Source organism: Pseudomonas sp. 203-8 (assembly GCF_020708595.1).
GTDB lineage: Bacteria > Pseudomonadota > Gammaproteobacteria > Pseudomonadales > Pseudomonadaceae > Pseudomonas > Pseudomonas aeruginosa.
In genome coordinates, this window is record NZ_JAJFDF010000001.1 from 203,202 (window position 1) to 225,933 (window position 22,732).

The window sequence follows — 22,732 nt, forward strand, 5'->3', positions numbered from 1 at the left end:
ATCAGCGCTTGCCGGCCGGCACCTTGGCTGGCAAGCGCATGCGCTGCAGCAGCGCGGTGCACTGGTTGTCGTCGCTTTTGCTCGGCGCCACCAGCGCCAGCAGGCTGGCCGCCGGGCCCACCGTCACGCCGAGGGCTATCATTCCCGCGCCGCGCGCCACCAGCGGCCCGGCATGGACCCCGGCGTCGGGCTTGGCGAAGGTGCCGCGCACGTACAGCGGCGAGCGCAGCGAGAAGATCCGCAAGCCCTTGCTGTGCGGAGTGACATCGAGATCGAGCTTCTCGTTGGCGAAGTTCACCGTGCCGTCGACGTTGACCAGCGCGTTCTCGGTGTCGAAGACGAACAGCCGGCTGGTCATCAGGCCCTTCTGCAGGCCGAAGTCGGCGGCCGCGCAGTTGATCTTCACCTCGTCGTCGCCGAACAGCTTGGTCACCAGGTAGTTTCCGACATTGAGGCCGGCGATTTCGGTCAGGCCCTTGCTGATCGCGCCGTCGTTGATCAGCATCTTCAATTCGCCATCGGCGCCGCCGAGGATCTTCGCCACCGAATTGCCACTGCCGCTGAGACTGGCGTCGCCGTTCAGCTCGCCGAAGCTGGTCTGCATCGGCGCGAAGCCGGGGAACAACTGCTTCAGCTTGAAGCCCCGCGCGCTCATCTTCACTCGGCTCTGCATCGGCTGCTTGCCGCCGTCCAGGCGGATGTCCGACTCCAGCTTGCCGCCGGCCACGCCGAAGCGCAGGGGCTCCAGGCGCAGCAGGCCGTCGTTGAGCACCAGATGGGTATAGAGGTCGCTGATCGGCAACTGGTCGCTGTGGACGATACGCTTGCCGGTGAATTCCACGTCGGCGTCCATGTCGCGCCAGCGCTCGGTACGGAATTCCTCCACCGGCAGCACCTTGTCGCCCGGCTGGCGGCTGGTCTGCCCGCGCTTCTGTTTTTCGGCATTGCTGTCGGCGCCGATCAGCGGGCCGAGGTCGGCGAAGCGCAGTTGCTCGGAGGTCAGCTTGCCGGACAGCTTCGGCCTAGGCTGGCGAGCGACGAAGGTCAGGCTGCCGTGCAGGTCGCTGGCGCCGACCTTGCCGTTGAAGTTCTCGTAGCGGAACAGTGCGCCGCCCTCCTCCTTGAGCCGCGCCAGCAGGTGTCCGTCGGTGGAGTAGGCCGGAGTGTCCGGCAGGGTGATGCCGGTCAGCGGATAGAGATTGGCCATGCTGGTCCCGGCCAGCTTCAGGCGCAGGTCGAGGGCGCCGAGGTTGAGCGGGTCGGTCAGGGTGCCGACCACCGCGGCACGGGTGCTGCCGGCACTGACCTCGGCCTGTAGCGGGAAGGGCTTGCTCGCATCCTGCAACGCCAGCATCCCGCCGACCTTGCCCGAGCCGGCCAGAGCCTGGCCCTTGTAGGTGCCCTTGACCTTCCAGCCGAACACATAGTCCTGGGCGTTCGCCGCATCGCCCGTGGCCAGCGCCTTGCCGGCCAACTGACCGAACGGCACCGGCTTGCCGAGCGGGTCGACCAGCACTTCCAGACGGGTCTTCAAACGCTGGTCGTCGAGGCTGACGCTACCCTTGTCGAAACCGATCTCGCGGATGTCCAGTTGCCAGGCGGACGGCTCGTCGCTGTCGCTGGCAGGCAGGTCGAAATCCCAATTGGCGCGGCCGTCGGCCAGGCGCAGGAGCTCGGCGCGCGGCTGGGTCAGCTTGATCTGTGGAATGCGGATGGTCTGCCAGAGCAACGGCAACGGCGCGAGGCGGAATTCGATGCGTTCCAGGCTGGCGAACTCGCTCGCCTTGGTCTTGCCCGCCGTCCACTCCGGGTTGCCGAGGGTGATGTCCTCGGCGCTGAAGCGCGGCCAGGGGATCCAGGCGCGCCAGCCTTCCTCGCCCTCCTCGCGGCGCCAGGCCACGGCGAGGTTGCCGTTGATGGCGAACGGGCGGTTCAGCGCCGCCGAGACCTTTTCGTTGAGGGTGGGCTTGATCAGGTTCCAGTCGAAGGTGGCGATGAACACCACCAACGCCGCCAGCAGCAGGACCAGGCTGGCGAGGCTCCAGGTCAGGATCTTTCGGCCGCGCGTCATGCACAACTCCTTTTCGCCGCGTCGGTTGTCGGGCAGGCGCGGCAGCGCGCCTCGCTCAGCCCGTCAGTGTGCAGGCTGGCCCATGGACTCGCCAGCGCAAATACGCCGGCCCGTTCCGTTAGGACCGGCGAAACGCCGGCATTGCTCCCCGTCCCACGCATTTCAGGCAAAAGGCCAGTTCGGCGGCGGGTCGATAAAACTTTTTCGACCGCGTGGGACTCACACCTTAGGTAAGCAGAAAAAGCCGGCCGCAGAGCCGGCCCTTTTCACCGGATCAGCCTCAAGGAGAAAACCGATGACCACCGTTCAACTGACGGACGTCCAGACCCTTCGCGACCGTGCCCGCAAGAACATCCAGGAAGGCGCGGTCACCGAAGGCTATTCGGCCGATCGCCAGACCGTCCTGCGCCTGCTCAACGAAGCGCTCGCCACCGAGTTGGTCTGCTTCCTGCGCTACAAGCGCCACTACTTCATGGCCACCGGCCTTAAGGCGAGCATCGCCGCCGCCGAGTTCCTCGAGCACGCCAACCAGGAAATGCAGCATGCCGACCAGTTGGCCGAGCGCATCATGCAACTGGGCGGCGAGCCGGACTTCAATCCGCGCGGCCTGGAGGAGCGCTCCCATGCCGAATACGTCGAAGGCAAGACCCTGAAGGACATGGTCACCGAGAACCTGATCGCCGAGCGCATCGCCATCGACAGCTATCGCGAGATCATCACCTACCTCGGTAACGACGACCCCACCACCCGACGCATTTTCGAGGAAATCCTGGCCCAGGAAGAAGAACACGCAGACGACATGGCCGACATCCTCGACGACCTCGCCTGACTCCAGAGTAAGACCCGTCCGAGAGCCGGCGCCCGCAGCGCCGGCTTTTCTTTTCGCCTTATTTATCCAATTTATCGATTAAATAGAGAAAAGCTAACTATCCTTTACGAAATCTTCGAAATCACAAAAATAATCAACTAACTTACTGATAAATAATAAGAAAACACATAATCACCCATGTCGATAGACACTATCATCGCACTTCGTTTTTAAATCGACTTATCCGAACTGAAAATGACTCCAACGCAATCGACAACCCACTCGGAGTCACCGTCATGAAAGCTTCCCTGATCCTCGGCCTCGCCCTCGCCACCCTGACCGCCAACGCCGCCTTCGCCGCCGACGGCTCCAGCCGCACCATCGACCGGCTGCACAAGGATATGTCCAGCGTCGAACTGCGCATCGCCGACAACGGCAGCGAGCAGACCATCGACCGCCTGCACAAGGACATGACCAAAGCCGAAGCCCGCCTGGCCGACGACGGCAGCGAGCAGACCGTCGACCGCCTGCACAAGGACATGACCAAGGCCGAAGCCCGCCTGGCCGACAACGGCAGCGAACAGACCGTGGACCGCCTGCATCGCAGCATGAGCCGTTTCGACCTGCGCACCGCCTGACCGCTCGCTACGCCGCAAGGCGCGAGAAAAGCCCGGCTCGATGCCGGGCTTTCCTATTTTCCCATCCCTGTCGCGCTGGGCGCATGGCCCGAGGCAAGCCGCACTCTCCCGCCTCAGACTCCGCTGAACCAGTTGTAGCCCTGGTCCTCCCAGTAACCTCCGGGATTGCTGTTGCTGACGAAGATCTCCACCACGTGCTTGGCGTTCTTGAAGCCGAGCTTGGTGGGAATCCGCAGGCGCAGCGGATAGCCGTTCTCCTCCGGCAGCGCCTGCCCGGACATCTCCAGCGCCAGCAGGGTCTGCGGATGCAGCGCGCTGGGCATGTCGAGGCTGGAGTAGTAGCGGTCGGCGCACTTGAAGCCAACGTACTTCGCCGAGGTGTCGGCGCCGACCAGCTCCAGGAAGGTGCGCAGCGGCACTCCGCTCCACTGGCCGATCGCGCTCCAGCCCTCGATGCAGATCAGTTGCGTGACCTGGCTGGCCTGCGGCAGCCGGCGCAGTTGCTCCAGGCTCCAGGGGCGCTTGTCGCGGACCCGCCCGGAAACCTGCAGGCGGTATTCCGGCAGGTCGATCTCCGGCACGTTGTAGGCCGGGTAGAACGCGTTGAAGGGGAACGGCGAGGCCACCTGCGACGGATCGAAGGTCGGCGCCAGCCGCGTACGGCTGAACAGCCAGGCCTGGACCCGGTCGTTCCAGCGCGACATGGCCCAGAGTACCTTGTCGACCGAATCGCCATCCTGTAGCCGGCACCCCGAGAGCATCGCCAGGGCGCCCAGGGACAGGCCGCCGCGCAACAGCAGGCGGCGTTGCAAATCGACCATCTGCCGCTCGCTGGACGGGTCGACCGCGATCTTCGCGCGCTTCTTCTCCGGCCCCTTCATCCTTCGCTCCTCCGTCCGCGCCGCCACTCGCGTCCGATGATCATCGGCAGCAGGGTGCGCGGCACCAACAGCACCAGCAGCAGGTGCACGACGACGAACCCGACGACCCCGGCCATGGCCAGGAAATGCACCCAGCGCGCACCCTGGAAGCCACCGAACAGCGCGGTCAGCCCGTGCAGTTGCACCGGTTTCCAGATCGCCAGCCCGGACAGCACCAGCAGCGCACCGAGCGCCAGGACCAGCCAGTACAGCAGGCGCTGCACCGCGTTGTAGCGGCCCGGCTCATGGACCAGGCGCAGGCCGAGGGCGAGGCGCAGGTCGCGCCAGACGCCGGCCGCGCTCAAAGGCAGGAAGTCGCGACGAAAATGCCCGCTGGACAGTCCGTGGGCGAGGTAGCACAGGCCGTTGCCGAGCAGCAGCCACATGGCGGCGAGATGCCAGGCGATGGAACCGCCGAGCCAGCCGCCGAGGGTCGCCCAGGCGGGAAAACGGAAATCCAGCAGCGGCGAAGCGTTGTAGATGCCCCAGCCGCTGCCGATCAGGCAGGCCATGGCATAGGCATTGAGCCAGTGGCAGAGTCTCACCGGCCAGGCGTGCAACGCACGGTTCATGGCTTTTCTCCCAGGAAACCCGGCCGGGACGGACGCGCCGTCCCGGCGAAACCTCACATCGGCGGGGTCACGCCGTCCTTGCCGACCGAGATGGCCAGGGCGGTGAGGCTGCCGTCGGCGCCCTTCTGCGGGAACAGCACGACCTTGGCGCCAGGCTTGAGCAGGCTGCGCTCGCCCGGCTCCAGGCTGACGATGGGCACGTCGTCCGGCACCACCACGGTCTTCTCGCCATCGCCGTATTTCACGGTCATGCGCCGGCCCTGGCTGACCACCAGGTTGCCGACCGTACCGTTGGTCATGGTCGAGGCGCTGCCATCGGCGTTCTCCCAGGGCCGGTGGCCTTCGCCGCTGCCGCGCAGGCTGGGGGCGAAGACATGCACCTCGAGGGCCTTCAGGGTGCCGTCGGGCTGCGGCACGGCGGCGGTGCCGATGAAGCTGTCGGGCTGGATGTCCTCCGGCTTCGCCAGCGACACGGCGCGAATCGCGGTCTTGTCGGTGAGTCTGACCGTCAGTTGCTGGCCGTTGCGGGCCTTCAGTTGCAGGTGGTCGTCGGCGGCCTGCTGGATGGTGCCGCGCAGCGGCTGCAGCATGCCCGCAGGCGGTTGCGCGGCGAAGCTGGCGGCACTGGCCAGGAGCAGGCCGAAGAACAGCGCGGGGGAAGCCTTGAGTCGAAGCATCGGTCGATCCTCGGTGGGGTTGAGCCTCGATGGTCGCCCCGCCGGCGGTACCCGGAGATGACTTTCGCATGACAAAAATGTCACCGAATCCGCGCCGCGCGCTGGCTAGAATGGCGGCGAACGAGGGGGAACGAGACATGCGCATCCTGGTGATCGAAGACGATACGAAGACCGGCGAGTACCTGAAGAAGGGCCTCGGCGAGTCGGGCTATGCGGTCGACTGGTCGCAGCACGGCGCCGACGGTCTCTACCTGGCGCTGGAGAACCGCTACGACCTGGTGGTCCTCGACGTGATGCTGCCCGGCCTGGACGGTTGGCAGATCATGGAAGTGCTGCGCAAGAAGCACGATGTGCCGGTGCTCTTCCTCACCGCCCGCGACCAGTTGCAAGACCGTATCCGCGGCCTCGAACTGGGTGCCGACGACTACCTGGTGAAACCCTTCTCCTTCACCGAGTTGCTGCTGCGTATCCGTACCCTGCTGCGCCGCGGCGTGGTCCGCGAGGCAGAGCAGGTGCAACTGGCCGATCTGCAGCTGGACGTGCTGCGGCGCAAGGTCAGCCGCCAGGGGCAGGTGATCGCCCTGACCAACAAGGAGTTCGCCCTCCTGCACCTGCTGATGCGCCGCGAGGGCGAGGTGCTGTCGCGCACCCTGATCGCCTCGGAGGTCTGGGACATGAACTTCGACAGCGACACCAACGTCGTCGACGTGGCGATCAAGCGCCTGCGCGCCAAGGTCGACAATCCCTTCCCGAACAAGCTGATCCATACCGTGCGCGGCATCGGTTACGTCTGCGAGGAGCGCCCGTGCCCGCCCGCCGCTCCCTGACCCTCTACGCGGCGCTGCTGTTCGCCGCGGTGGCGGCGCTGGTGGTCAGCGCGGTCGGCTTCTACCTGTACCGCTCGGTGGAAGAGGCGATGCTGCGGCGCAGCGACGTGATGGTCGCCGGCCGGGTCGAGCACTTCCGCAACCTGCTGCGCGACAACCTCACCCTGGCCGAGCTGAAGGCGCGCCCGCGTCTGTTCGAGAACATGCTCGGCAACGAGCAGGACATCCTGCTCCTCGGTCAGCCCGGCGAGGCGCCGATCGTCGCGGTCAACCCGCGCCACGAACGCCTGCCGTCGCTACGGGTGGTCGCCGCCGGCCAGGCGTTGAATCCGTCCGTCGTGCACGCCGCGCTGACCCACGACGGCATCCCGATGCGCGTGCTCGCCGCCGAGGTCCTGGTCGGCGGCCGCGAGCCGTTGCAGATCACCGCCGCGCACCTGCTGCTGGGCGAGACGCGGATGCTCGCCCAGTACCGCGACCGGGTCATCGCCGCCGTGCTGCTGGCGTTCCTCGGCACCGCCCTGCTCGGCTGGCTGGTCCTGCGCCACGGCCTGCGCCCGCTGCGCACGCTGGCGGCGAAGGCGGCGGAGATCCATCCGACCAGCCTGGATACCCGCCTCGACGTCGCCGCCGCGCCTGCCGAGTTGCAGCAGGTGGCACAGTCGTTCAACGCCATGCTCGAACGCCTAGACGACGGCTACCAGCGCCTGCAGCAGTTCTCCGCCGACCTCGCCCATGAGATCCGCACGCCCATCGGTTCGCTGATGGGCCACGGCCAGGTGGCCCTGCGCCAGCCGCGCAGCAACGAGGAGTACCAGGCGCTGATCGCCTCCAACCAGGAAGAGCTGGAGCGCATCGCGCGGATGGTCGAGAGCATCCTGTTCCTCGCTCGCGCCGACGACGTGCGGGCAGCGGTGGAGCGCAGCCGCCTGGACCTGGGCGAAGAACTGCGGCGCCAGGCGGAGTATTTCGAAGGGCTGGCCGAGGAACGTGGGCTGAGCCTCGACATCCAGGTCAGCGGCCAGCTACGCGCCGATCCGCAACTGTTCCGCCGGGCGCTGAGCAACCTGCTGGCCAACGCCATCCGCTACGCCAGCGCCGACAGCCTGATCGAAGTGCGCGGCCTGCGCCGCTCGGGGGAATTCCTGCTGAGCGTGGAGAACGCCTGCGACAGGCTGCCGGCCGAGCCGCTGTCGCGCCTGTTCGACCGTTTCTACCGTGGCGACGCCGCGCGCAGCGACGCCCAGTCCAGCGGTCTCGGCCTGGCCATCGTCCAGGCGATCATGCGCCTGCACGGCGGCCGCGCCGAAGCGAGTGCACCGGCTCCGGGACGCATCCGCTTCGACCTGGCGTTCCCGGCTCAGGACTGAGCGGGTTTCTCGCCGGCGTCCGGCTCGCCGTCGGAGCGGCCGATATTCGCCGGCGCCTCCACCACCAGCTCCTCCGGCACTTCCTCGACGCGCGGGTCGAGGGTGGCGGCCATCGGGCTGACCGTGTCCGGCATCGCCACGTGTTGCAGCGGCGCCTCGTCGACCCGGTGTTCGCCGGTGACGCGCTTGGGCTGCACCCAGAACACCAGCAGCACCGCGTAGCCGGACACCAGCATGTAGAACAGTCCCGGACCGAAGTGGCGCATCAGCGCGCCGGCCACCAGCGGACCGATACAGGCGCCGACCCCGTAGGTGGTCAGGAGCATCGCCGACAACGCGACCCGGCGCGGCTGCTCGACGTGGTCGTTGGCCAGCGCCACCGCCAGCGGATAAAGGGTGAACAGCAGCATGCCGGTAACGAACCCGTTGGCCAGCAGCAACCAGTACGGCAGCGTCACCAGCCCCCACATCGGGATCGAGGCCAGGCACAGCAGCACCGCATTGCCGCGGATCAGCCAACTGCGGTCGAGGCGGTCGGACAGCCAGCCCAGCGGCCACTGCGCACAGAAGCCGGCGACGATGCACATGCCGACGAAGAAACTCGATTGCGAGGCATCCAGGCCGTTGCGGTTGGCGTAGACCGGCGCCAGGCCGTAGAAGGCGCCGACCATCAGGCCGGCGATGAAGATGGTGCCCAGCGCCTGCGGCACGCGCTGCCAGAAGAAACGCACTTCCAGCGGCGCGGCGACCAGCTTGGCCGGGTGCACGCGCCGGGTCATGGCCAGCGGGATCAGGCACGAGGCGAAGCAGATGGCGACCAGCAGCAGCGGCTTGTAGTCGAGGGTCGGGCTCAGCGCCAGCAGGCCCTGGCCGAGCACCAGGCCAAGGTCGACGGCGACCATGTAGCCGGCGAACACCTTGCCGCGCTGGTGGCTCTCGGCCTGCTCGTTGAGCCAGCTCTCGATCACCATGTACTGGTTCATCATCACCGCGCCGGTGATGAAGCGCAGCAGCAGCCAGACTTCCAGCTGATCGACCAGGGCATGCAGCAGCACGGTCACGGTGGCAATCCCGGCGCAAGCCACGTAGGAGCGGATATGGCCGAAGCTGGCGATCAGCTTGTGTCCGAATTTTCCACCGCAGACCAGGCCGAAATAGTAGGACGCCATCAGCCCGCCGACCCACAGGTCGCCTGCGCCTTCCTGGGTCAGGCGCAGGCCGATGTAGGTGGTGAACAGGCCGGAGCCGGCCAGCATGAGCAGGGTGGCGGTGTAGAGCGCGGGAAAGGTGACGAGCGGGCTGAACATGACGGTTCCTGGACGGACGGGCCCCACGGCCGGCATCCGCCGAGCATTGTTAGATTCGGGAAGGATCGACGCTGCTGGCCGATCGCGGGCGCAGGCCGTCCTGCGTTCGGCGAGACTCCGACGCCACGCGGCGGCCGGAAGCCACGTCGCGGTGCACAGGGCGGCATTATCCCCGCTCCGGAGCGGCCCCGCCACGGGCGCCGCGAGCGTTCCGTCGGCTCAGCCGCGCCCTGCCGGGAGGGGCTCGCGCGGCGGCAGCCGATATACCCAGATGCGCCGCAAGACAGTGAGGAATTGCCGTCCCAGGCGTCCGCTGTTGTAGGTCTGCCCGTAGCGCCGGGCGATTTCGCGGACCTCGCGGGACAACGCGGCGTAGCGACGCGCCGGCAGGTCCGGGTAGAGGTGGTGCTCGATCTGGTGGCTGAGGTTGCCGGTCAGGATGTGGAACAGCGGCCCGCCCTCCAGGTTGCTGGAGCCGCGCAACTGGCGCAGGTACCAGTGGCCACGGGTCTCTCCCTCCAGCACCGAGGGCGGGAAGACCACCGCCTTCTCGGTGAAGTGGCCGCAGAAGATCACCGTGAAGGTCCACAGGTTGCGCAGCACGTTGGCCAGCAGGTTGCCGACGAACACCGCGCCAAAGCCGCCGGCGAACAGGCCGAGAAGCGGGAACAGCAGGTAGTCCTTGGTCCACTGGCGACCCAGCTTGGCACGCAGGCGGCGTAGCAGCGGCATGAGTTCGGCCTTGTCCAGGCGCCCCTTGGCGTACTTGTCCAGGCGCAGATGCTGGATCGCCACCGCGTACTGGAACAGCAGCGCCTGCAGCGTCACCCACAGCGGTTGCCAGCGGTAGAACGGCTTCCAGCGCTGCTCCGGGAACAGGCGCACGACCCCGTAGCCGACGTCGTCGTCCTTGCCCAGCACGTTGGTGTAGGTGTGGTGGATATGGTTGTGGGTGTGCCGCCAGAAGTCGGACGGCCCGGCGATGTCCCACTCGTAGGCGCGGCCGGCGAATTCCGGATCGTTCATCCAGTCGTACTGGCCGTGCATGACGTTGTGGCCCAGTTCCATGTTCTCGAGGATCTTGCCCAGGCCGAGAAGCAGGCTGCCGAGCAGCCAGGTCGGCGGCAGCCAGCCGAACATCAGCAGCGCCCTGCCGCTCCAGCAGCAGACGCGCACCGCCGCGCGGACCCGGCGGATGTAGCGCGCGTCGTCCGCGCCGAGATCGGCCAGGGTACGCTGGCGCAGGGCGTCGAGTTCGGCGCCGAAGGCCGCCAGTTGTTCCGGGGTCAGTTCGCGGTCGTCGCGCATCGCAGGGCTCGCAGGTCGGTTCACAGGTCCAGCGCCAGGTCGCCGTGGGCGGCGCTGACGCAGAGGCGGATAGGCTGGCCGGGCTCGCTGCACAGCGCGCCGCTGCGCAGGTCGCGCACGCAGCCGCTGAGCAGGACGCAGGTGCAACTGGCACAGATGCCCTGGCGGCAACCGTGGGCCGGGCGCAGGCCGTGGGCCTCGGCCTGTTCCAGCAGGCTGGCGGCGCTGTCGCCGGAGACTTCCCGCTGCGACCGGGCGAAGCGCAGGCGCACTTCGCGCGGCGCCTCCCCGCTGCGCCAGCGCGGGACGCTGAAGGATTCCGTCTGCAAGCCGGCGAAGCGTGCCCCCAGTTGCTCGCCCACCGCCTCGACGAAAGCCGCCGGCCCGCAGGCCAGGGCCTGGCTGCGTGCCAGGTCGGCTGCCCAGCCGTCCAGGTGGCGCGGCTGGAAATGCCCCTCCAGGCAGCCATCGGCCCGCGCCCCGCGGGTCAGGCTCCAGCGCAACTCCAGGTTCGGGTGGCGCGCCGCCAGCGCCTCCAGCTCGCCGAGCCAGGCGCGCTGGCCGGGATGACGGACGTAGTGCAGCCACAGCACGGGACCGCGATAGCCGTTCTCCAGCGCCTCGCGGAGCAGGCCGAGCAAGGGCGTCAGGCCGCTGCCGGCGGCCAGCAGGCAGACCGCCTCGGCCTGCATCGGCCAGCGCAGATCGCCTTGCGCGGGTTGCAACTCGACACGCTGGCCGACCGCCAGGTGTTCGCACAACCAGGGCGAGAGCAGCCCGTCCGGGTGACGCTTGACGGCGATTTCCAGGCGCTCGCCGACCACCCGGGTCAGGCTGTAGCTGCGCCCGACCCGCACCCCGTCGCGCTTCGCCAGCAGCTGGATGTGCTGGCCCGGCCGCGCCGGCGGCCAGCCGGGGGCGGTACGCAGGGCCAGGGCGAGCATATCGTCGGCCACCCAGTAGCGTGCCTCGACCCGCGCATAGTGGCGGTTCAACGACGCCAGCGGATGGGCGTGGCGCAGCAGGCCGTCGACATCGGCCTCACGCAGCCAGCCACGGGCGGCGAGACGGCGCAGGGGTGCGAGCAAAGGGGTCAGGAGCGCGAGGGGAAGCAAGGCCATGGAAAATATTTCAGTGAACGATCGTTCACAAAACTTTGCCCGTTCCGCGCAATCGAGTCAACAAGCGTTCACTGATGTATCCTTCGACCGCTGCCGTCCCCGGTTCGACCGGGTCGCAGGGCTTTTGCTACAGTCGCCGGTCCGCCAAAGGAAGCCGTATGTCCTCACCCCGCGCCGAACAGAAACAGCAGACCCGCCACGCGCTGATGAGCGCCGCGCGCCACCTGATGGAAAGCGGGCGCGGCTTCGGCAGCCTCAGCCTGCGCGAAGTGACGCGCGCCGCCGGCATCGTCCCGGCCGGCTTCTACCGGCACTTCAGCGACATGGACCAGCTCGGCCTGGCGCTGGTCGCCGAAGTCGACGAGACCTTCCGCGCCACCCTGCGCGCGGTGCGCCGCAACGAGTTCGAACTGGGCGGGCTGATCGACGCCTCGGTGCGCATCTTCCTCGACGCGGTCGGCGCCAACCGCTCGCAGTTCCTCTTCCTCGCCCGCGAGCAATACGGCGGCTCGTTGCCGATCCGCCAGGCCATCGCCAGCCTGCGCCAGCGCATCACCGACGATCTGGCCGCCGACCTGGCGCTGCTGAACAAGATGCCGCACCTCGACGGCGCGGCCCTCGACGTGTTCGCCGACCTGGTGGTGAAGACTGTCTTCGCCACCCTTCCGGAGCTGATCGACCCACCCGCCGCCGATCTGCCGCCGCACCTGATGCCGGCCGCGAAGATCACCCACCAGCTGCGTTTCATCATGATCGGCGGCAAGCACTGGCACGGCCTGCCCGGCTGACCCCGCACCTCCCCAGCGGACCTCCGGCTCGGCGTTCGTCCGCGGACTAGACGCGCGCGCACCTTTCCGGTGCGGCAAAAAAGTCGTTGCGCACCAACCTGGCGCGCTGCAATATTTTGTTACATCCCTATGGCCCCGTTTTCCCGGTACAGGCGTCCCGCATCGACCTGGCAAGGCCCTTGCTGGTGCTTGTTGTGATCCCTTTCCTGTCGCATTGCGGAAACTGCCCATGCTGGTCATCCACCAACGCCTGCCCGCCCGCTCGCCCCGCTGGGACGAAGAACTCCACCTGACCTACGAGGCGCGCAGCAAGAGCCGCCTGCGCTGCTTCGCGGCGAGCGGCGAGGAGGTCGGCCTGTTCCTCGAGCGCGGCCAGCCTCCGCTGGCCGACGGCGACTGCCTGGAGGCCCGCGACGGTCGCCTGGTGCGGGTCGTCGCCCGCTCCGAACGTCTGCTCCACGTCACCTGCGCCAGCCCGCTGGAACTGACCCGAGCCGCCTACCACCTGGGCAACCGTCACGTCGCCCTGCAGGTCGGCGACGGCTGGCTGCGCCTGCTCGACGACTACGTGCTGAAAGCCATGCTCGAACAGCTCGGCGCAACGGTGGAGGCCATCGAGGCGCCGTTCCAGCCGGAGCACGGTGCCTACGGCGGAGGCCACCACCACTCGCACCATGGCGAGGCGGAGTTCAACTACGCGCCGCGCCTGCACCAGTTCGGCGTGCGCCGGTGAACAGCATCTGGGCGCGCCTGCGCCTGGCCAGCTCGCAGTTGCCGATCGGCGGATACAGCTATTCCCAGGGCCTGGAGGCGGCCCTCGACAATGGCTGGGTGCGCGACGCCGAGAGCGCGCGGACCTGGCTGGTCGACCAGTTGCAACTGAACCTGGCGCGCTTCGAGGCGCCGCTGCTGGCCGGCCTGCTGCGCGCCGCGCTGATCGGCGACTGGGCCGCCTGCGATGCGGCCAGCGAGCGCCATAGGGCCAGCCGCGAGACCCGCGAGCTGGCCCAGGAGAGCCGGCAGATGGGCTTTTCCCTGCACCAATTGCTGGAAGCCCTGCCCGAGCTCGACGCTCCCGGCCGCGCCTGGCTGGCGCGCCAGGACCCGCCCAATCTCGCCGCCGCCTGGGCGATGGCCGCGCGCGCCTGGCGCCTGGACGCCGAGGAGGCGCTGAGTGCCTGGTTCTGGAGCTGGCTGGAAAACCAGTTGGCGGTGCTGATGAAAACCCTGCCGCTCGGCCAACTGGCCGCGCAGAAACTTGCTTCCAGCCTGCTGCCGGAACTCGACCGCGCCTGCGCCGAGGCGCTGCGGCGGCCCGCCGTCGAGGGCAGCGCCGCGTTCGGTCTGGCGCTGGCCAGCATGACCCACGAAACCCAGTACAGCCGTCTGTTCCGTTCCTAGGAGAAACCCCATGACATCCCAACCCCTGCGTGTCGGCATCGGCGGTCCGGTGGGCTCCGGCAAGACCGCCCTGACCCTGGCCCTGTGCCGCGAACTGCGCGAGCGCTACAACCTCGCGGTGGTCACCAACGACATCTATACCCAGGAAGACGCAGAGTTCCTGGTGCGCAACGAGGCCCTCGCCCCCGAGCGGATCATCGGCGTGGAAACCGGCGGCTGCCCGCACACGGCGATCCGCGAGGACGCCTCGATCAACCTGGAGGCGGTGGACCAGCTCAACCGGCGCTTCCCCGGCCTCGAACTTATCCTGGTGGAATCCGGGGGCGACAACCTGTCGGCCACCTTCAGCCCCGAGCTGTCCGACCTGACCCTCTACGTGATCGACGTTTCCGCCGGCGACAAGATCCCGCGCAAGGGCGGCCCCGGCATCTGCAAGTCGGACCTGCTGGTGATCAACAAGATCGACCTGGCGCCGCTGGTCGGCGCCTCCCTCGACGTGATGGACCGGGACGCCCGGCGCATGCGCGGCGACAAGCCGTTCGTGTTCAGCAACCAGAAGACCGGCCAGGGGCTGGACGAAATCATCGCCTTCATCGAGCGCCAGGGCCTGCTGACCGCCGCCTGACGCCACCTCGCAACGACAAGGAACCGCCAATGAAACTGCCCAAGCTGCTCGCCGCCCTCGCCCTGCTCGCCGCGCCGGCGCTGGCCTTCGCCCACCCCGGCCACGGCGAACACGGCCTGGTCGCCGGCCTCGCCCATCCGCTCACCGGCCTCGACCACCTGCTGGCGATGTTCGCCGTCGGCCTCTGGGCCGCCCAGCAACAGGGAGCCGCGCGCCTCGCCCTGCCCTGCACCTTCGTCGGCACCATGCTGGTCGGCGGGCTGCTCGGCTTCGAGGGCCTGCAACTGCCGTTCATGGAGACCGGCATCGCCGCCTCGGTGCTCGCCCTCGGCCTCTGCGTGGCCCTCGCCGTGCGCCCGCCGCTGGCGCTGGCGATGGCCGCCACCGCGCTGTTCGCCCTGGCCCACGGGGTCGCCCACGGCCTGGAGCTGCCGGCCCTCTCCAGCCCCTGGCTGTACGCGCTCGGTTTCGTCGCCGCCACCGCCGCGCTGCACGCCGCCGGCTACGCGCTGGTGCGCTTCCTGCCGCAGGCGGCCGCGCCCCTGGTACGTCTCGCCGGGCTGGCCTCGGCGGGCGCCGGGGTCTGGTTGCTGGCCGGCTGAGCCGCCGCGCCTCCCCTCAGCGCCTGATCAGCACCCGTCGGCCTTGGTGCACGAGGCGCAGGCCATGGGTCTGCGCCAGCATCGCCAGGGCCAGCGGCAGGTCGTCGACGGGAAAGGTGCCGGAGACACGAAGCGGGTCCAGCGACGGCTCGCACTCGATGCTCTCGCCGCCGTAGCGCATCAGTTCTCCCGCCCACTGCCGCAGCGGCATGTCGTCGGCCACCAGCAGGCCCTGGCGCCAGGCCAGCGCGGACTCGCTGGCGGACTCGACGGGGCCGATCCGCTGGCGATCGAAGCGCACCCGCTGGCCAGCCTCGATCACCCGGCCATCCGCCGCGCTCGCGGCGCCCTCCGGACGCACCTGGACCGCGCCTTCGTACACCGCCAGCACTGTCTCTGCGCCCTCGCGTCGGACGCTGAAGGCGGTACCCAGCGCGCGCATCAGGCCCTGTTCGGTGCGCACCAGGAACGGCCGCGGCGGCTCGCGCCGATCCGCCGCGGTGCGGAGGTAGATCTCTCCGCGATACAGGCGCAGCAGGCGCTGGCCGGCGTCGTAGCGCACGTCCAGCGCGCTGTCGGTGTTCATCTCGACCTGGCTGCCGTCCTCCAGCACTAGGTCGCGCCGCTCGCCGACGGCAGTGAGGTAGTCGGCGCCGAAGCCGTCGCGCCAGACCTGCGCGCGACATCCCCACCAGACCAGCGGTGCGCCGCCGAGCAGCAGGGCGAGGCCGCGCAGGACCGCGCGCCGGCCGCTGCCGGACGGACGCTCGAGCGCACGCCGGGCCAGCGCCGGCGGCAGCGAACCGATATTCGCCAGCAGACGCTCGGCGCGCCGCCAGGCGCGCTGGTGCTCGGGGCTGCGCGAGCGCCAGGACTCCAGCTCGGCCTGCTGCGCCGGAGCCAGCGGCCCCTCCTGCATCAGCAGCAGCCAGGAGGCGGTCTCCCTGAGCACCTGCGGGGCGATCGCCTCGGCGGCCGGCGGCCCGGAAAGCTCCGTATCGCCCGCCTGCGGCGCCCGGCGGGAAGCGCGGTCATTCATCGGGCATCAGGCTCAGGCAGGTCACGTAGGCCTGGTGGATGAACTTCTTCACCGTCGGCAGCGCGACGCCCAGCGCCTGGGCGATGTCCTTCTGCTTCATGCCGTCCAGCGTCGCCATCAGGAATGCCTGTTTCACCCGCGGGCGCAGGGTATCGAGCAGCGCGTCGATCTCGTGCAGGGTCTCGACGATCACGCTCTGTTGTTCCGGCGACGGCTGCAACGGCTCGGGCAGCGTGGCCAGGGCCTCCAGCCAGGCAAGTTCCAGCGATTGGCGACGGCGCCAACTGACCAGCACGCAGTTGGCGATACGGGTGAGATAGGCGCGCGGCTGACGGATCGCTTCACGCTGGCCGCCGTCGCGGCTGGCGAGAATGCGCAGGAAGGTGTCATGGGCCAGGTCGTCGGCCACGCCGCGTCCCCAGGAGCGGAGTCGGTAGGCCAGCCAGTTGCGCAGCCAGGCATGGTTTTCACGGTAGAGCGTGGCGACGCCGTCGCGGTCCGCGGACAGGCAGGAACTCGGCGCATTCATCGGAGGCGCATTCATCGGAATAGTCAGCTGGATTCAATCGCAAATGAAAACTATTATCACTAATTTTGCGTTGACCACAATGCCGGCGACCCTTTCCGTCCGGCCCGCCGAACCCGAAATATCCCTTTTCCGATCTCGTGCGACAGAGGGAATGAGAGCCCGCAATGCCGGGCGCCAACCCTGCGAGCGAAGAAGTCATGTCCCTACAACGCCCTATCCCCAGCCTGGCGCGCCCCTTGTCGCGCCTCTCCCCGCTTACCCTTGCCCTGCGCTGGGCCCTGCTCGGCCTGTCGGCGGCCGGCGCCGGCCTGCTCGGCAGCGGCCTGGCCCACGCGCAGAGCGTCGGCCAGCACAGCGCGGCTACCCGCCTGGACGACGCCACGCCGCGCAGCTACGACATCCCGGCGGGTTCGCTGGGCGCCTCCCTGGGCGCCTTCGCCAGCCAGTCGGACCTGCTGCTGTCCTTCGACCCCGAGCTGACCCGCGGCCGCACGGCGCCGGCGCTCAAGGGTCGCTACAGCGTACTGGAAGGCTTGCAGCGAGTCCTGTCGAACACCGGCCTGCAGGTCGCGGCGGGAACCTCCGGCGCCTACCTGCTGGTCGAGCCGCGCATGTCCGGAGAAGCCCCGGCCGACCTGTCGCCGGTGGTGGTCTCGGCCGCCGAGCTGGCCGATCCGCAGAAGGAAACCTATACCGCGCCACGCTCGTCGGTGTACCTCTCCAGCGAAGACATCGACCGCTTCGGCCGGGTTTCCGTGGGTGACCTGCTCCAGGGCATCCCGGGCGTACAGGTCGGCGACAGCCGCAACGGTGGCGCGCTGGACGTCAACATCCGCGGCATCCAGGGGCAGAGCCGGGTGGCGGTGCGGGTCGACGGCGCGGAGCAGGCGCTGGACGTCTACCGCGGCTACGCCGGCACCCAGCAGCGCAGCTACATCGATCCCGACCTGGTCAGCAGCGTGACCGTCGACAAGGGTCCCTCGACCCGCTCGGGCGCGATCGGCGGCAGCGTGGAAATGCGCACCATCGGCGTCAAGGACATCCTGGTCGACGGCAAGGACCTCGGCGTGCGCTTCACCGGCGACGTCTGGAACAACGGCGTCGCCCCGCAGCACCGCAGCGCCAGTTCGAAGACCGAGAATCTCAGCAGCGTGCCGCACGATGACCGCGGCAGCCTGTTCGGCTCCCAGGCCAAGTCCGGCAGCGCCGCCTTCGCCTACCGCAACGAGCATCTGGACCTGGTCGCCGCCTATGCGCAGCGCAACCAGGGCAACTACTTTTCCGGCAAGAAAGGCCAGGACCGCTATCGCGTCTACAACCGCTACGGTCGCGAGGAAAGCAGCGTAGCCAAGGTCTACAACGCGGGAGAGGAAGTGCTCAACTCGTCGTCGGAGACCGAGTCCTACCTGCTCAAGGCGACCTGGCGCATCGCCGACGAGCACACCCTGGACCTCGGCTATCGTCGCTACGACGGGCGCACCGGGGAGATCATGCCGTCGGACATCTTCCGTTTCGGCACCGCCGGCATCTACCAGTACCCATTGAGCGAAGTGAAGATCGACACCTACACCGCACGCTACCGTTACCTGCCCGAGAACAATCCGCTGGTGGACCTCAGCACCGGACTGTGGATGACCGAGGCGAAGAGCGACATGCTGACCTCGGTGCTGGCGCCGCGCTCCCAGGCCTATCGCTCCGATCGCAACTGGACGCGCCAGGACAACCGGCGCATCGGCGGCGACCTGAACAACGTGGCGCGCTTCGAAACCGACTTCGGCGATTTCAAGCTCGACCTCGGCGGCTCGTTCCAGGTCGAAGACATCCAGCCGCAGAAAAGCGTGGTCACCACCCTCCACGACATCAACGCCAACCGCACCCTGAGGGACGCCACCCGCCAGGAATACGGCCTCAACGGCAAGCTCGAGTTCAAGCCGGTCGAGCGCCTGACGCTATGGGGCGGCGGCCGCTACAGCCACTTCAACAGCAAGGACAACGGCATCTCCGCCTCGCCGCGGCGCGAGGATCGCGACATGCGCTTCATCACGGTGAGCAGGCCCGGCTACTACGGCTCGATGATGTGGTTCCCCGACCAGAACGGCCAGTACACCGACGCCACCGATCCCCGCCTCAACAACGGCATCGTCACCAACAACACCAACAATCCGTTCGAAGGCATTCCCTTCGACGAGTTCGGCCCGGCCAACGTGACAGTCCATCCCTCGCGGGTCACCAACGTGGTCACCGGCTACAACTACAGCAAGAAGGGCAGCAGCCGCGGCGGCGGTTTCTCGCCGGCATTCGGGATCAATTTCGAGCTGGCCCCGGATACCTTCGTCTACGCCTCCTATACCGAAGGCCTGCGTCTGCCGTCGCTGTTCGAGACCAGCCAGGGCACCCTCCAGGTCGAGCCGGGCAAGGACCTCAAGCCCGAGCGTTCGCGCAGCTGGGAGATCGGTGCCAGCGCGCTGCGCGACAGCCTGTTGGCCGACGGCGACTCGGCGGCGATCAAGCTGGCCTACTTCAACAACACCATCAAGAACTACATCACCCGCTATTACGATCCGGGCCAGATGGGCCTGATGACCTTCAGCAACACCGACAGCTACCGCACCAGCGGTCTCGAACTGCAATCGCACTACGACGCAGGGCGGGTGTTCGCCGACCTGTCGGCGACCTACTACCTGAAGACCGAGACCTGCGACGCCGCCTTCGCCGCCAGGCTGCGCGCCGGCGCCAACCGCTACCAGCGCACCGAGAACACGCCGAACTGCACGCCGGGCAGCTTCATGGGCTCCTATACCAACACGCAGAACCCGCCGCGGCTGGCGACCAACCTGACCGCCGGCCTGCGCTTCTTCGACCAGGCCCTGACCCTGGGCGGACGCATGACCTATACCTCCGGCCCCACCGCCACGGCGGACAAGCCCTGGCAGGTCGGCGCCACCACACCGCAGATCGAGTACCGCTCGGTGCAGCTGTTCGACCTGTTCCTCAAGTACAAGCTGTTCGAGCACACCGAACTGAATGCCTCGCTGCAGAACCTCACCGACCGCTATTACCTCGACCCGCTGGCACAGAGTTTCATGCCCGCGCCCGGGCGTACCCTGCGGGTGGGGATGCAGGCGAAGTTCTGAGCCGCCCTCTCCCCCTCCAGGCGTTGTCGGCGGAGCGCCGCTCCGGTAGGGCGAATAACCGCCCAGCGGCTATCCGCCGAAGCACCGGGCCTCCCGCTCCCCGTCCCTCCGGAACTGTCCGGAGGAGCGGCGAGACAGCGTCCGTCACCACGACAACGGATAACTCACCACCAGCCGCGTCTGGTCGAAGTCGCTGTTGAAGCTGCGTCGGTTGCTGGCGTGGTTGAGGCGCACGTTGAGCCGCGCCAGCGGACCGCTCTGCACGGTGTAGCCGAGCTCGACATCGCGCTCCCATTCCTTGCCGCCGCTACCGGCCTTGGTGGTGGCGTTCGAGCCATGGCCGTAGCGGACCATGCCGATCAGGCCGGGCCAGCCGAGGCCGACGAAATCGTAGTCGTAGCGCACCTGCCAGGAGCGTTCGTCGGCGTTGGTGAAGTTGCCGTTGAACATGTCGTTGCCCATGCTCCGCCCACTGCTGCCGTAGACCGATTGCCAGCCGCTGTCGCCGCCGACCTTCTGCAGGCCAAGGTAGAAGGTGTGCAGGCCGATGCCGGCGGAAAACAGGCCGTAGAGGGTATGGCTGTCGATCTCTCCGGCGCGCGCGGCGCCGTCGTCGCGGTCGACGAACAGGCCGAGGTTGGCGCCCAGGGTCCAGTCGCCGACACGCTGCTTGTGCAGCAGGTTGGCGTAGCTCTGCCGGTAGACGTCCTCCAGTTGCCCGTGCCACAGGCCCAGTTGGGTGCGCTCGCGGTTGAAGCGGTACTCGGCGCCGGCGTAGTTGAAACCGTCCGATTTCTGCGTCGGCGCGCTCCAGGCCGACAGGTCCTGCATGTCCGCCGAATTGCGCAGGCTCACCGCGTCGAAGCGTCCGGCCTGCAGAGCCAGGCCCGGCAGCTCGCGGGAAACCACGGCGAAGCCGCGGAACGTCTGCGGCAGCAGGCGTCCGTCGTCGTAGCGCAACAGCGGAATGTCCGGGAGCATCTCGCCGATCTTCAGTTCGCTGGCCGAAACGCGCAGCTTGGCGGCCACGCCGACACGCCCATAGTTGTCCGCCGCGCGACCGTCATCGTGCAACGGAAGAAGCTCGGAATTGCTGGTGCCACGTCCGCTGTTCAGCTTCACGCCGAACAGGCCGATGGCGTCGAGGCCGACGCCGACCGTGCCCGGGGTATAGCCGGAACTGAACTTGAGGATGAAGCCCTGCGCCCACTCGTCCACCAGGCTCTTGCCGGCATCGTGGTCGCGGAAATCGCGGTTGAAGTAATAGTTGCGCAGGACCAGGTCGGTCTTCGCATCCTCCAGGAAGCCGCCCTCGGCAGCTTGCGCGGCAAGACAGGCGAGCATCGGCAGGACCGCCCCTGCATTGCGCGGGACTGCGGTTTTACGACGGATTTTCATTGTTATTGTGCTCCGTTTTTCAGGGACGACCGGGCCCCGGCAGCCTCTGCGGGCCACCTGGCGACGACGGTCGGGTCAGCGGCGGGGCGCGGGCCCCGCCGCCAGGGTCAGAACGGGTACTGGCGCGGCGCGTGCTGCACGCTGATCCAGTGGTCGGTGGTGAATTCCTCGATGGCCCAGTCGCCGTTGAAGCGGCCAAGTCCGGAGTTCTTCTCGCCGCCGAAGGGCGCGTTGGCCTCGTCGTTCACCGGAATGTCGTTGACGTGGGTCATCCCCGCGCGAAGCTGGCGGGCAAAGCGCACCGCGCGTTCCAGGTCGCGGCTGAACACCGCGCTGGACAGCCCGTATTCGCTGGCGTTGGCCAACTCCAGCGCATGCGCCTCGTCGCGCGCGCGGAGCAGGCCGACCAGCGGGCCGAAGATTTCATCGCGGGCGATCTCCATCGTCGCGGTGACCTCGCCGAATACGTGCGGAGCCAGCAACTGCCCATCGACGCCGCCCTCGTACAGCGGCTTGGCGCCTTCCTGGCGGGCCAGGCGGATCTTTTCCAGCAGGCCTTCGAGCTGGCGCGCGTTGACGATCGGCCCGACCGCGGTATCGGCGCGCTGCGGATCGCCGACCCGGAGACCCTTGACCCGCTCGACGAAGCGCGCGGCGAAAGCGTCGTAGAGGCTGTCCTCGACGATGATGCGGTTGATCGCCATGCAGATCTGCCCCTGGTGGAGGAACTTGCCGAACACCGCGGCATTCACCGCCTGCTCCAGATCGGCGTCGCCGAGCACCACCAACGGACTGTTGCCGCCCAGCTCCAGCGCCACGTGCTTGAGGTGCGCGCCGCCGCTGGCGATGCGGCCGATGTTGCGGCCCACCGGGGTCGATCCGGTGAAGGTCACCAGGCCCGGCACCGGGTGCTCGACGAAGGCGTCGCCGATCTCGCTGCCGGGGCCGACCACCACGCTGAACAGCCCGGCCGGCAGCCCGGCCTCTTCGAAGATCCGCGCCAGCAGCAGTCCGCCGCAGACCGGCGTGTCGCTGGCCGGCTTGACCACCACCGCGTTGCCCAGCGCCAGGGCCGGGGCGATGGAACGCTGGGTCAGGTGCAGCGGGAAGTTCCACGGGCTGATCACCCCGACCACGCCGATGGCGCTGCGGTAGACCCGGCTTTCCTTGCCCGGCACGTCGGACTCGACGATGCGCCCGTGCACCCGTGCCGGGAACGACGCCGACTCCAGGGTGATCGCGCGCGCCGCGCCCCATTCGATCTCGGCCTTCAGGCGGGTGCTGCCGGACTCGCGGATGATCCAGTCGACGATCTCCTCGTGGCGGCGGTCGAACACCTCCACCACCTTGTACAGTACCGCCGCGCGTGCCGAGGGCCCGAGCGCGGCCCATGCCGGCTGGACCTCGGCGGCCTTGGCGTAGGCGGCATCGAGGTCGTCGCGGTCGGCCTGCTCGATCTCCAGCAGCAGGCTGCCGTCGAACGGGTTGCTCACCTTCAGCCGGCGGCCGGCCCGGCCGTGGCGCCACTCGCCGGCCAGGGGCTGGAGACCGAGGTCGGTATAACGGGAATCGCTCATCGCTCTTCTCCTCTTTCGAA

Annotated in this window: 21 protein-coding genes; 10 read left to right on the top strand and 11 right to left on the bottom strand. The window is 68.2% G+C overall.

All coding sequences use genetic code 11. The features are described 5' to 3' along the window. Nucleotide 1: 1 nt before the first annotated feature. Nucleotides 2-2,071, bottom strand: a complete 2,070-nt coding sequence (locus LJF27_RS00975) for an AsmA family protein (RefSeq protein ID WP_003123546.1) — start codon at nt 2,069-2,071, stop codon at nt 2-4. A 295-nt stretch (nt 2,072-2,366) separates the two neighbouring features. Here LJF27_RS00975 and LJF27_RS00980 point away from each other — a divergent pair, with 295 nt between their 5' ends. Together LJF27_RS00980 and LJF27_RS00985 are read left to right on the top strand one after the other, a co-directional pair. Then, a complete protein-coding gene (locus LJF27_RS00980) occupies nt 2,367-2,900 on the top strand; it encodes a ferritin-like domain-containing protein (protein WP_003095503.1) in 534 nt (177 codons plus the stop codon). Nucleotides 2,901-3,175: 275 nt separating this feature from the next. Further along, nucleotides 3,176-3,517, top strand: a complete 342-nt coding sequence (locus LJF27_RS00985; RefSeq protein WP_003123547.1) for a hypothetical protein — start codon at nt 3,176-3,178, stop codon at nt 3,515-3,517. A 113-nt stretch (nt 3,518-3,630) separates the two neighbouring features. On the opposite strand, the gene LJF27_RS00990 is transcribed toward LJF27_RS00985, so the two are convergent. The 3 genes from LJF27_RS00990 to LJF27_RS01000 are packed head-to-tail and all read right to left on the bottom strand — an operon-like array spanning nt 3,631 to nt 5,686. Continuing rightward, nucleotides 3,631-4,398 (bottom strand): molybdopterin-binding protein, encoded by a 768-nt coding sequence (locus LJF27_RS00990; RefSeq protein ID WP_003099511.1) that lies wholly within the window; start codon nt 4,396-4,398, stop codon nt 3,631-3,633. After that, nucleotides 4,395-5,009, bottom strand: a complete 615-nt coding sequence (locus tag LJF27_RS00995; protein ID WP_003161310.1) for a cytochrome b/b6 domain-containing protein — start codon at nt 5,007-5,009, stop codon at nt 4,395-4,397. Before LJF27_RS00995 ends, LJF27_RS00990 begins: the two co-directional genes overlap by 4 nt. Before the next feature lie 53 nt (nt 5,010-5,062). Beyond that, complete coding sequence (locus tag LJF27_RS01000; protein ID WP_003116116.1) at nt 5,063-5,686, bottom strand: hypothetical protein; 624 nt, start codon at nt 5,684-5,686, stop codon at nt 5,063-5,065. A gap of 137 nt (nt 5,687-5,823) precedes the next feature. Between LJF27_RS01000 and LJF27_RS01005 the strand changes: the two genes are divergently transcribed. Both LJF27_RS01005 and LJF27_RS01010 read left to right on the top strand, forming a co-directional pair. Next, a complete protein-coding gene (locus LJF27_RS01005; RefSeq protein ID WP_003095515.1) occupies nt 5,824-6,513 on the top strand; it encodes a heavy metal response regulator transcription factor in 690 nt (229 codons plus the stop codon). Further along, nucleotides 6,492-7,883, top strand: a complete 1,392-nt coding sequence (locus LJF27_RS01010; protein WP_003095517.1) for a heavy metal sensor histidine kinase — start codon at nt 6,492-6,494, stop codon at nt 7,881-7,883. The genes LJF27_RS01005 and LJF27_RS01010 overlap by 22 nt, the downstream gene beginning before the upstream one ends. Here LJF27_RS01010 and LJF27_RS01015 read toward each other — a convergent pair. The 3 genes from LJF27_RS01015 to LJF27_RS01025 all read right to left on the bottom strand — a co-directional run bounded on the left by LJF27_RS01015 (nt 7,874) and on the right by LJF27_RS01025 (nt 11,619). Continuing rightward, complete coding sequence (locus tag LJF27_RS01015; protein WP_003095519.1) at nt 7,874-9,190, bottom strand: MFS transporter; 1,317 nt, start codon at nt 9,188-9,190, stop codon at nt 7,874-7,876. The two genes, LJF27_RS01010 and LJF27_RS01015, sit on opposite strands and share 10 nt — an antisense overlap. 219 nt (nt 9,191-9,409) lie before the next feature. After that, complete coding sequence (gene desB, locus LJF27_RS01020; RefSeq protein WP_016852187.1) at nt 9,410-10,522, bottom strand: fatty acid desaturase DesB; 1,113 nt, start codon at nt 10,520-10,522, stop codon at nt 9,410-9,412. Then, nucleotides 10,519-11,619, bottom strand: a complete 1,101-nt coding sequence (locus LJF27_RS01025; protein ID WP_016852188.1) for a ferredoxin reductase — start codon at nt 11,617-11,619, stop codon at nt 10,519-10,521. Before LJF27_RS01025 ends, desB begins: the two co-directional genes overlap by 4 nt. Nucleotides 11,620-11,777: 158 nt before the next feature. Here LJF27_RS01025 and desT point away from each other — a divergent pair, with 158 nt between their 5' ends. The 5 genes from desT to LJF27_RS01050 all read left to right on the top strand — a co-directional run bounded on the left by desT (nt 11,778) and on the right by LJF27_RS01050 (nt 15,035). Further along, nucleotides 11,778-12,407: a TetR family transcriptional regulator DesT gene (desT, locus tag LJF27_RS01030; RefSeq protein WP_003107570.1), complete on the top strand. Its 630-nt coding sequence runs from the start codon at nt 11,778-11,780 to the stop codon at nt 12,405-12,407. Nucleotides 12,408-12,636: 229 nt separating this feature from the next. Next, nucleotides 12,637-13,140 (top strand): urease accessory protein UreE, encoded by a 504-nt coding sequence (ureE, locus tag LJF27_RS01035; RefSeq protein ID WP_003095526.1) that lies wholly within the window; start codon nt 12,637-12,639, stop codon nt 13,138-13,140. After that, a complete protein-coding gene (locus LJF27_RS01040; protein ID WP_003095528.1) occupies nt 13,137-13,808 on the top strand; it encodes an urease accessory protein UreF in 672 nt (223 codons plus the stop codon). Before ureE ends, LJF27_RS01040 begins: the two co-directional genes overlap by 4 nt. A gap of 10 nt (nt 13,809-13,818) precedes the next feature. Continuing rightward, nucleotides 13,819-14,433: an urease accessory protein UreG gene (gene ureG, locus LJF27_RS01045; protein WP_003095530.1), complete on the top strand. Its 615-nt coding sequence runs from the start codon at nt 13,819-13,821 to the stop codon at nt 14,431-14,433. 29 nt (nt 14,434-14,462) lie between these two features. Beyond that, nucleotides 14,463-15,035, top strand: coding sequence for a HupE/UreJ family protein (locus tag LJF27_RS01050; RefSeq protein WP_023103561.1), 573 nt, complete (start codon nt 14,463-14,465; stop codon nt 15,033-15,035). A gap of 16 nt (nt 15,036-15,051) precedes the next feature. Here LJF27_RS01050 and LJF27_RS01055 read toward each other — a convergent pair whose 3' ends face one another. Next, nucleotides 15,052-16,074, bottom strand: coding sequence for a FecR family protein (locus tag LJF27_RS01055; RefSeq protein WP_003116121.1), 1,023 nt, complete (start codon nt 16,072-16,074; stop codon nt 15,052-15,054). After that, nucleotides 16,067-16,603 carry a sigma-70 family RNA polymerase sigma factor gene (locus LJF27_RS01060; RefSeq protein ID WP_003112302.1) on the bottom strand — a complete coding sequence of 179 codons (537 nt, stop codon included), beginning with the start codon at nt 16,601-16,603 and terminating at the stop codon, nt 16,067-16,069. The genes LJF27_RS01055 and LJF27_RS01060 overlap by 8 nt, the downstream gene beginning before the upstream one ends. A gap of 197 nt (nt 16,604-16,800) precedes the next feature. On the opposite strand from LJF27_RS01060, the gene LJF27_RS01065 reads away from it, so the two are divergent. Continuing rightward, a complete protein-coding gene (locus tag LJF27_RS01065) occupies nt 16,801-19,737 on the top strand; it encodes a TonB-dependent receptor (protein ID WP_079869363.1) in 2,937 nt (978 codons plus the stop codon). 144 nt (nt 19,738-19,881) lie between these two features. On the opposite strand, the gene LJF27_RS01070 is transcribed toward LJF27_RS01065, so the two are convergent. Next, the gene (locus LJF27_RS01070; protein ID WP_003123555.1) at nt 19,882-21,135 is read right to left on the bottom strand and encodes an OprD family porin; all 1,254 of its coding nucleotides are present in this window, start codon (nt 21,133-21,135) and stop codon (nt 19,882-19,884) included. A 107-nt stretch (nt 21,136-21,242) separates the two neighbouring features. After that, on the bottom strand, nt 21,243-22,712 hold the full coding sequence (locus LJF27_RS01075; protein WP_004347719.1) for an aldehyde dehydrogenase family protein: 1,470 nt from the start codon (nt 22,710-22,712) through the stop codon (nt 21,243-21,245). Nucleotides 22,713-22,732 lie beyond the last annotated feature (20 nt).

Excerpts from the sequence above, each read along its gene's own strand:
- LJF27_RS00975 (WP_003123546.1), bottom strand. The coding sequence starts at position 2,071 with ATGACGCGCGGCCGAAAGATCCTGACCTGGAGCCTCGCCAGCCTGGTC.
- LJF27_RS00980 (WP_003095503.1), top strand. The coding sequence starts at position 2,367 with ATGACCACCGTTCAACTGACGGACGTCCAGACCCTTCGCGACCGTGCC.
- LJF27_RS00985 (WP_003123547.1), top strand. The coding sequence starts at position 3,176 with ATGAAAGCTTCCCTGATCCTCGGCCTCGCCCTCGCCACCCTGACCGCC.
- LJF27_RS00990 (WP_003099511.1), bottom strand. The coding sequence starts at position 4,398 with ATGAAGGGGCCGGAGAAGAAGCGCGCGAAGATCGCGGTCGACCCGTCC.
- LJF27_RS00995 (WP_003161310.1), bottom strand. The coding sequence starts at position 5,009 with ATGAACCGTGCGTTGCACGCCTGGCCGGTGAGACTCTGCCACTGGCTC.
- LJF27_RS01000 (WP_003116116.1), bottom strand. The coding sequence starts at position 5,686 with ATGCTTCGACTCAAGGCTTCCCCCGCGCTGTTCTTCGGCCTGCTCCTG.
- LJF27_RS01005 (WP_003095515.1), top strand. The coding sequence starts at position 5,824 with ATGCGCATCCTGGTGATCGAAGACGATACGAAGACCGGCGAGTACCTG.
- LJF27_RS01015 (WP_003095519.1), bottom strand. The coding sequence starts at position 9,190 with ATGTTCAGCCCGCTCGTCACCTTTCCCGCGCTCTACACCGCCACCCTG.
- LJF27_RS01025 (WP_016852188.1), bottom strand. The coding sequence starts at position 11,619 with ATGGCCTTGCTTCCCCTCGCGCTCCTGACCCCTTTGCTCGCACCCCTG.
- desT (WP_003107570.1), top strand. The coding sequence starts at position 11,778 with ATGTCCTCACCCCGCGCCGAACAGAAACAGCAGACCCGCCACGCGCTG.
- ureE (WP_003095526.1), top strand. The coding sequence starts at position 12,637 with ATGCTGGTCATCCACCAACGCCTGCCCGCCCGCTCGCCCCGCTGGGAC.
- ureG (WP_003095530.1), top strand. The coding sequence starts at position 13,819 with ATGACATCCCAACCCCTGCGTGTCGGCATCGGCGGTCCGGTGGGCTCC.
- LJF27_RS01050 (WP_023103561.1), top strand. The coding sequence starts at position 14,463 with ATGAAACTGCCCAAGCTGCTCGCCGCCCTCGCCCTGCTCGCCGCGCCG.
- LJF27_RS01055 (WP_003116121.1), bottom strand. The coding sequence starts at position 16,074 with ATGAATGACCGCGCTTCCCGCCGGGCGCCGCAGGCGGGCGATACGGAG.
- LJF27_RS01060 (WP_003112302.1), bottom strand. The coding sequence starts at position 16,603 with ATGAATGCGCCGAGTTCCTGCCTGTCCGCGGACCGCGACGGCGTCGCC.
- LJF27_RS01065 (WP_079869363.1), top strand. The coding sequence starts at position 16,801 with ATGTCCCTACAACGCCCTATCCCCAGCCTGGCGCGCCCCTTGTCGCGC.
- LJF27_RS01070 (WP_003123555.1), bottom strand. The coding sequence starts at position 21,135 with ATGAAAATCCGTCGTAAAACCGCAGTCCCGCGCAATGCAGGGGCGGTC.
- LJF27_RS01075 (WP_004347719.1), bottom strand. The coding sequence starts at position 22,712 with ATGAGCGATTCCCGTTATACCGACCTCGGTCTCCAGCCCCTGGCCGGC.